The following is a 2,694-nucleotide window of genomic DNA, read 5'->3' on the forward strand; positions in this document are numbered from 1 at the left end:
TTCTGCATCGCACGGAGCGCTGACGTTGCACCGTAGGACAGCCCACCGGCCGCTGTCGCCAGCACGAGAGGCAAGATTAAGGACGATCCACTGGCCCAGCTGTCCCCGAGCATCCATATCCCCGCTGAGTCTGGTAGGAACATAGCGAGGGCACCATATAACACCGCCATTCCGGCCAGAGTGACGGATATAAGCCCAGACATCTTCGGTAACGCAGAAAGCCGCGTCTTGGCGCTTCTAGCTAGAATTGGCAAAACGATCACTGCGATCCCCGCAGTTACCACGTTCAGTGGTCCCAGAATGACCTGTCCAGCCCGAATAGCCCCGACGGATTCGACTCCAACGAACGCCACCGTGAACAGGATAACGCTCTGTTGGACTCCAGAAATAGTCGCATACTCGCCGAGAAAGCGAGGAGACAGATCTCTGTGGGACTTATACCAAGAAAGTCCTGCCCTCAGAGAAGGTGCGGTACGGACCGCTGTGAGATAGACGATCGCTACCAAGCCAGCGGCAAGCCCCCACATTCCCATTAGCGGAACCAAAGTGTTGTTGCGTGAGGCGAGGAGCACGACAAACCCGACGATCTGCACAAGGAGCCACGTAAAGTCCAACAGGAATGCACTCCGCGCCCGCCCTCGCGCAAAGCACCAGTATCGAAGTCCGTCGAATACCATCAGCATCGGCGCACACGCTCCGAGCACAAGGAACGCGGCAGCGACGGGTCCATCCGTGAGTAGACCCACGCCTAAGCAAACAGGCGCGAACACGATTCCAAGCCAGAGACTCGCACCAAATGTCCCCGCGCCCACGTGGGCAGAACGGTCACGTTCGTTCGTGAGGCTTACCCGAATAAGTGTCGGCTCGCCGACCGAGGCCCTCGATACACCGACCATGACTTGATACACGGCGTATGCGAGCGCAAAGCCTCCGAAGGCCGACAGTGACAGTTGTTGGGCCAAGACAATAGATAAAAGGAGGTTTGACACACTTGATGCGGCCTGATCCCCAAATGACCACGTGAGCTTCTTTAGTATTTGCACTACGACTTGAGCGCAGCGGACAGCGAGAACGCCCTGATTAGTTGAATTGCTGGGGATGAGCTCGACTTGGACAGTTCGGCAATTTCGTCATCAGACAGCACGTTTGAAGAAATCTCGAGTGCATCGACTCGGTCTTGAATCCATCCACCCGAAACATCTTCGATGTTCGTGACATTCGCACTACGTCCCAAGGCCGCAAAGAGCTCCGTCGTCTTGAACTCGTAGGCTATTGCAATAACGGGCACCCGCGCGATAGTCGCCAAAATAGCCAAGTGCATTCGCGTAGAAACCACCAATTTAGCGTCTTCCAGCTCCCGAATTAGCTGGGAAGGAGTGTGATGCGCCGAGTTTATTTCGACATCGAGCCCGTCGAAAATTGCCGTGGCAGTCTTGGAATCGTTGATCGCGTAACGCTCAACACCTTGACAAGTCGAGAGTGCAACGCAGCGCCAACCCTTCGACAACAAGTAGATTGCGCCTTCTCTCATGGCCTGGGCGTAGCTGTCAAACGAGAAGGCTTCGCCCACAACGGCCGTCCGCCATTCTCGAACCGAGATTATGGCGGTGGGCCGCGAGTCCCGTATACAAGCGGAAGCGGATGAAACCGTTGGGGTGATTGCGAATGCGGCGTCGGCCACCACCGCAGAAACTAGGGGCAGTGGGGCTGCATTCGACCACGAAACGCGAGACTTCTCATCCCTAAAAAAGACCGCATCGACGACCTGCGCGATTTTTGCAAAATCACGGGCGGAACGCGTGGTTTGAAAGGGCCCCATTGACTGCGTCCAGAGGACAACTTTGCCGCCGAAAGCTTTTGCCAGTTCGAGCTCCAGCGCACGCCCCGAAAAGTTGTAGTGGTCGACGAGATAGGTGCCGCCACTACTTATGACGATATCGGCATCCCGAATTTCCCTGATCGTCCGACCCATTTGCCAGTGGTCGGCCCATACTCGCCAACATGAAATTCGTCGAGCACGTTCACTTACGACTAAGAGTCGAACAATGGATCGCCTAATTGCCCTGCTAACGTATCGAACCAGTCGAGGATGACCGGCCGGTGCATATGAAGCCTGCTGGGAAACTGACCATTCCGGATATAGCGCTCTCCCCATGGTTCCATCGCTATCGTGAACGGAAATCTCACCGGAACTTGCGACACCCGTCGATATTAAGGCTTCCCGGATCCCTTGAAGGATCGCTGCATCCCCGCTATTTCCGAGAACAGCGTTCGTAATCACTACCTGCATGGCCATCCATTGTTCGTCTCTCACGGTCCAGAAAAATATTGATGGAACGACGTCTGCCGTATTCGCTCCCCCAAGTTAGTTAGAAAGCACCCTCCCGTGCCAATACAGCATTCGCCGTCCGCCACAGGATTACGACGTCTCCCATGATCGACCAGTTCTCTACGTAGTACAGATCGAGCCGAACCGTGTCTTCCCAAGAAAGGTTGGACCGTCCTCCCACTTGCCAAGGGCCGGTGATTCCGGGTTTCACGAGGAAGCGTCGATGTACGTGCTTCTCGTATTCGTTGACTTCGCGCTCTAACGGAGGCCGCGGTCCTACGAGAGACATGCTCCCGCCGAGTACGTTGAAGAGTTGCGGAAGCTCGTCCAGGCTGTACCGCCGCAGAATTCGCCCTGCTGAAGTC

2 protein-coding genes are annotated in these 2,694 nt (G+C 55.8%); both read right to left on the minus strand.

Annotation, left to right across the window (positions count from 1 at the left end):
• Nucleotides 1-1,042: 1,042 nt before the first annotated feature.
• Nucleotides 1,043-2,296, minus strand: a complete 1,254-nt coding sequence (locus JF66_RS20375; RefSeq protein ID WP_081882533.1) for a polysaccharide pyruvyl transferase family protein — start codon at nucleotides 2,294-2,296, stop codon at nucleotides 1,043-1,045.
• A 73-nt stretch (nucleotides 2,297-2,369) separates the two neighbouring features.
• Nucleotides 2,370-2,694 (minus strand): sugar transferase (locus JF66_RS22680; RefSeq protein WP_197059525.1); only part of this gene is annotated, 325 nt, incomplete at its 5' end.

This window comes from Cryobacterium sp. MLB-32 (genome assembly GCF_000738085.1).
Classification (GTDB): Bacteria; Actinomycetota; Actinomycetes; order Actinomycetales; family Microbacteriaceae; genus Cryobacterium.

Bases quoted from the DNA above. Each gene is read 5' to 3' on its own strand.
- JF66_RS20375 (WP_081882533.1), bottom strand. From the start codon at position 2,296: ATGGCCATGCAGGTAGTGATTACGAACGCTGTTCTCGGAAATAGCGGG.